Below are 5,129 nucleotides of genomic sequence, written 5' to 3'. Positions count from 1 at the left end.
AGGAGACATGCTCAACGAGCTCGTACGGGACGTCGAGCATGGAAGGATACGGAACCAACAGGGCCTCTCGGTCGCCGGTGTGATGAGTGGAATCACCACGCCAACGACGAGGGGCCCTGCCTCGTCACCAGACCCGCTGATCAGCCTGTTTCACCCGCCGGCACAGGATGAAAGAGGCTCACTGTCGGTGGCCAACCACGCCACTCAGAAGGGAACTGATAGACCCCGCCCTCACCCCGCCCGGCAAGCCGCCGGCCTCCTGGTCCGGTGTGCCAGGCCGTGTTCAGCCTGTTCGTTCTGACCGTCACGGTCGGCATCCTGGCGCCACAACGATCTGGCCCACCTGCTGGACCGGCAGAACACCGGATCCGAGTTCCTGCTCCTGCTGCTCGCGGTCGGCTGGATCGGGTGGGCGCAGTTCACGCTCTGCACGGACGCGGCAGCTGGTTGCGCAACTGCGGAGGCTGCGGTGACATGCACCGCGCGGGCTGGGTGTCTCGCAGCGTGCTGCCACGATCCTGGTGCCGCGACGACAACCGCTGCCGGGCCAGACTTCCCGGGCCCAGTCCCTTGGCAGGACGGCCCAGAAGTGCCGGCTCCCGCTTCGGGAGGGCACGGGTCGTACACGGTGCGCGAAATCCGGCCCGCGGAGAGCCTGTGGAGCATCGCCGAGGAGGAGTTGGGCGATGGCGAGCGGTGGCGAGATCGCTGCCCTCAACGAGGGACACACCATGTCCGGCGGGCACGTCTTCAGGTCCAGCGGTTTTCCCTGCAGCCGGGCTGGACACTGGTCACGCTTGAGCGGCCGGGACAGCAAGGCGTAGCAGCGCAGACCGAGACGGGTACAGCACCGATCCCGACGTAATCTATCCAGGACAGCAGGTCGCCGTGCCCGCCACCCTCCCTCACCCGCGCCCAGGCGCCCCGTCCCCGGACCGCCCGAGCAGCGGCAACACTGGCAGCAAACAGCCCTGGGGAAGGGCCAGGACACCGATGACGCTCCGCCCGCGACGCCCGAAAACAGCACGCCTGGCCCCGCGCCGTCTTCTCCTGGCACTTCTCCGTCCAGCAGCGCCTCCCCTGAACAGTCGACGCCGTCCCCTGCCTCGCTGTGGGGCTGTTGACGTGGACTGCTGAGGTGGCGGACGAGCCTCTGGTGCTGGAGCCGACTGACCGGCGGATGGAGTGGGAGACCAACTCCTGGTCGCTGGGTGCGGCTGACGAGGACAGGAGTTTCGTTGTCCGTTGCCGAGGTGGTGGCTGCCTTCGAGCGGACTGCTGCTGCCATCGAGGAACGCATTCGCGATCTGAGTTTCTCCGGGGTGGCGACGTTCTACGTGTGGCACGACACGCAGGCAGGACAGCTCCGGTGCTCGACCGGTTCTGTGCCGCCGGATGCGCTGCCGTTCAGCGGTACCTATGTGGCTTCCGACGACCTCGGTCCGGTCGTCGAGGGATTCCTGGCCGACAGCGAGCCCGGCTTCATCGCCTGGTCCGACCTGGACGACGCACAGAACCTCTCGGAGCAGACCGCGACCGAGCGAGAGATCAGGCCCTTCGTTGTCTGGGTCCGCAGTGTCGGAGCCTCACGCTGACTGGTGATGCCAGTCCACACGGACGAGTCGGCGGTGACAGATGAGGGCTGCGGCTACGTTTGCGGAGCCAGCGGCGCAGGTGGTCGTAGTCGTAGCCCTTGTCCGCGGGCAGCTTGGCCGGCCTTCGGCGGCGTGGGCCGCTGCGGGACCGGATGGGCGGGATCCCGCGCACGAGCGGTTCCAGGCCGAGGCTGTTGTGCATGTTGGCGCCCGAGATCCCCAGCGAGATCGGCAGTCCGTTCCGGTCGGTGATCAGGTGGATTTTCGATCCCAGCTTGCCGCGGTCGGTCGGATTCGGTCCGGTCAGCGGCCCCGTTACCTTTTTCGTGGCCCCGAAATGGGGTCCCCGGTCTCCGGGTCCCGGCATGACTTTGGCCCCTTGTCGATCATGGTTGAGAAGGTGGTGTCACTGGGCCGGGAGGCATTGGCAGACTGCTGATCAGGGGCATGACCGCTTCATCCGCACTCTTCGGGATGAGCAGGCCTTCGTAACGTGGATGCCGGCACGCTGATGCCGCAACGGAGGCCGGGAAGGGTGTCTGCTGGGGAGGGTGAGTGAGCGAGGGCGAGGTCGATGTCTACCTCGGCCTGGACGTCGGCAAGGGTGAGCATCACGGGACCGCACTGACTCTTGCGGGCAAGAAGGTGTTCGACAAGCCGCTGCCCAACAGTGAACCGCGGTTGCGTGAGCTGTTCGAGAAGCTCCAGTCCAGGCACGGAACGGTGCTGGTCGTGGTCGACCAGCCGGCCTCGATCGGCGCCCTGCCGCTGGCCGCCGCGCGGGATGTCGGCTGTCGTGTCGCCTATTTGCCAGGGCTGACGATGCGGCGGACCGCCGACCTCTATCCCTGGTGGGCCCGCACGATCGTGGAGTCTACCGAGACCGCCCAGTCGAGGTCCTCGTCGACGCCGGCCTGGGCCATCAGTGCGGTGAAGACACGCTCCCAGGTGCCGTCGATGGCCCACATCCGCAGGCGGTTGTAGACGCCTCGCCAGTTGCCGTACTTCTCCGGCAGGTGCACCCAGGGCGTTCCGGTCTGGAACTTGAAGGCGATCGCGTCGATCACCTCCCGGTGATCCCGCCAACGACCACCGCGCACCGGCGCCCGGTCCGGGAGCAACGGCTCGATCCGCGTCCACTGCGCGTCAGTCAACGACACACCCGGACCAACGATCCGATGATCTAAACGAAACGGCCTAGCACCGAGCGCCGAACTCGTCGAGGATGACGCGGTGGAGCCGGGCCTAGACACAGTCCCGGCTCCACTGGGCGAAGCGCCGGTAGACGGTGGGCGAGGCCGACCCGAACACCGGCGGGACAGCCATACGCTCCATCCGGCGGCCGCGCTCAGCCAGAGCGCAGTATCGAGGTACGCATTCACTAGAGCCGGTGATACGGCGGATTCCTGATACACCCGCGCTGCAACCGGCATACCCCGTACCGATCGCGGCGCCACCGCCAATCGGTACCGGTGGAGCGTCACCTGCCGGTCCGTATGCGGAAAATCCCTCACAGCAGGTGAGGGCCGACACTGCATCCAGCCCGTCTCAACGCACCCGGGCGGCGCCGCGCCTGACGCGCAGCCGGCAGGGCGGATGGACTTCGGCCCAAAAGGTAGGGGCGGGGTACTGGTCAGGTAGGACCCCGCCCCTCACGGCGGAACCGTCCATGAGCCGCTCCAAGGGATGGTTCCCTCCCGTCCTCACGAAAAGGACCGGAAGGCGTATAGAATATTCACGTTAGTGGGGCGGGACCGTCGAGGGGTGTGAGGTCCCGCCCCGCCCGGCTGAGCGTGCGCGAGCTAGCCGGGCAACCCAGCCTCAGGGAAAGGGGTGAGGCTGGAAAAATGGCCTTTAGGAGCAATGTGGAACTTGTGGGGGCGTGGGCTTTCAGCGGCCACCGAAAGCCCACAACTCCCCTTGCGCAACACCCTCCCCATAAATGCCGATCCATGCCTGAGTAATCCATGCTCACACTCTTGGGTACTTACTGTAGATGGCAAACCATTGATGCTGGTCAACCTCGCGATCCGCGATGGTTCGGATCCTCATAGCATCGATTGTCGGATGCATCACCGAATGCCATACGCGATGAAGGTCACCATTCACAGATAAAGGATGATCTTGTGTGCGCCGACCGCGGTGATGTCCGCAGCTCGTCCGAGCAGGCAGCAGGGGAGCCCAGCTCCCCAGAAGCCGGCGGACGGCCTGGATGTGATGCCATAGCGATACTTGCCGCAGAAGTCGCTTTCCCTTGTCGCTATGGAGTTTCGCCGGTCGGCGGCGCCGTGGTCCTCGGGGGCTGCGGACGGGCGGGATGCCCATGACCAGCGGTTGGAGGGTGAGGCTGTCGTGGGTGTTGGCGGCAGAGACGGGCAGGCCGGCACGGGTCGACGACGAGGTGGATTTTCGTTCCCGTCTTGCCGCGGTCGGTCGGATTCGGTCCGGTCAACTGCCCCCTTTGAGGGCGCGGACACTGACGAAAGCCAATAGCGAATCATGACTAGTCCATGGCTCCCCCGGCCGGCGAGTTCGTCGAGGATGAAGCAGTGCAGACGGGCCCAGACCCGCTGGCTCTACCGCGCGAAACGGCGGTAGACGGTGGGCCGGGCCGCACCGGCGGCAACTGCCACCACGGGCATCCCGATGCGGCCACGAACACGATCGCGGTCAAGCATTCGCAGTCTCCGCCCGCCGGCGGCCCCGCCCTGCGGACGCACCAGCACAGTCTCCGACACTACCCGGCGAAACAACTCGAACAACTCATCCGAAACCGTCCATCTCTGGTCCGGCCAGCCGTGCGCTGACGGGCCCTTGGCCAGTTCCTCCTCAAGCCCGGTGAACAGCGCCCCGCTCAGCCTCGTCTGGACACCGGGCCGCGAGAGCGAACCACGTCCCGGCCGCTCTCCCCCAAGCCCATCGCCACCGCTGCACCGACCGGTCGCTGACCCGTAACTTCCCTCGCGATATTCGTGCTGCCCCGCCCCTCGGCGAACATCGCCGCTGCTTCCATCCGGATCCGCTCGCGAAGCGCTTGCCTCTCCGCGGTCACCCCCCGTGCGGATACCTCATGCACCCGCCAGACCTCGACGATCACCATCAGCCCCAACGACAACCCGACTTTAAGGTCAGGAATGCACTCAACACCGCTGCCAGTGTCAGGGCTCTCTCACAATCTGAACAGCAGTACCTGCGCCCATCCCGAGAGCGAGCACATTCGGAGCACCCGGACGACTGTTGAACCGGTTCCCGCTGACCATCCCACGCGCGCGCCGGAACCCCGGGAAAGCAAGACATACTTCAGACCGTGCATGGCCCAAGCCACGACAACCGCGATAAATGACACATCGGGATTTACTCGGCGTCTCCCCCAGGTAGGCGAACCACCGAGGCGGCTGAACGAGGGAAGGCAGTCGACCGCCACCCTTACCAAGTCGTGCTTAGACCGTGTCCTATGTGGGGCTGGGTCGTTGGACTTGGTTATGGGGCGGGGTACGTGGAGTTGGATTGTTCCGGACGGGCTGTGGGAGATCG

At 66.0% G+C, this 5,129-nt stretch carries 2 protein-coding genes and 5 pseudogenes; 2 read left to right on the top strand and 5 right to left on the bottom strand.

The genetic code is table 11. The annotated features are described in order from the left end of the window. A pseudogene (locus tag ACZ4NT_RS38645) lies at nucleotides 1–99 on the bottom strand (IS5/IS1182 family transposase); the annotation flags it as partial. Nucleotides 100–1,238: 1,139 nt separating this feature from the next. Here ACZ4NT_RS38645 and ACZ4NT_RS38640 point away from each other — a divergent pair. Next, nucleotides 1,239–1,595, top strand: coding sequence for a hypothetical protein (locus tag ACZ4NT_RS38640; RefSeq protein WP_467730093.1), 357 nt, complete (start codon nucleotides 1,239–1,241; stop codon nucleotides 1,593–1,595). Between the two features lie 34 nt (nucleotides 1,596–1,629). On the opposite strand, the pseudogene ACZ4NT_RS38635 reads toward ACZ4NT_RS38640, so the two are convergent. Further along, a pseudogene (locus tag ACZ4NT_RS38635) lies at nucleotides 1,630–1,908 on the bottom strand (transposase); the annotation flags it as partial. 242 nt (nucleotides 1,909–2,150) lie between these two features. Here ACZ4NT_RS38635 and ACZ4NT_RS38630 point away from each other — a divergent pair. Continuing rightward, a pseudogene (locus ACZ4NT_RS38630) lies at nucleotides 2,151–2,459 on the top strand (IS110 family transposase); the annotation flags it as partial. Here ACZ4NT_RS38630 and ACZ4NT_RS38625 read toward each other — a convergent pair. From ACZ4NT_RS38625 to ACZ4NT_RS38615, 3 genes and pseudogenes are all read right to left on the bottom strand, one after another. After that, complete coding sequence (locus ACZ4NT_RS38625) at nucleotides 2,438–3,028, bottom strand: transposase (RefSeq protein WP_467730091.1); 591 nt, start codon at nucleotides 3,026–3,028, stop codon at nucleotides 2,438–2,440. The pseudogene ACZ4NT_RS38630 and the gene ACZ4NT_RS38625 overlap by 22 nt on opposite strands. Nucleotides 3,029–3,845: 817 nt before the next feature. Continuing rightward, nucleotides 3,846–4,357: pseudogene (locus ACZ4NT_RS38620) on the bottom strand (transposase family protein); the annotation flags it as partial. A 6-nt stretch (nucleotides 4,358–4,363) separates the two neighbouring features. Next, a pseudogene (locus ACZ4NT_RS38615) lies at nucleotides 4,364–4,695 on the bottom strand (helix-turn-helix domain-containing protein); the annotation flags it as partial. Nucleotides 4,696–5,129 lie beyond the last annotated feature (434 nt).

The sequence above is a fragment of the Streptomyces sp. NPDC026417 genome (assembly GCF_055567695.1).
The sequence above is the reverse complement of the archived record's forward strand: the minus strand, read 5'-3'. Positions and strand labels throughout refer to the sequence as shown.

Excerpts from the sequence above, each read along its gene's own strand:
- ACZ4NT_RS38625 (WP_467730091.1), bottom strand. The coding sequence starts at position 3,028 with ATGCCGGTTGCAGCGCGGGTGTATCAGGAATCCGCCGTATCACCGGCT.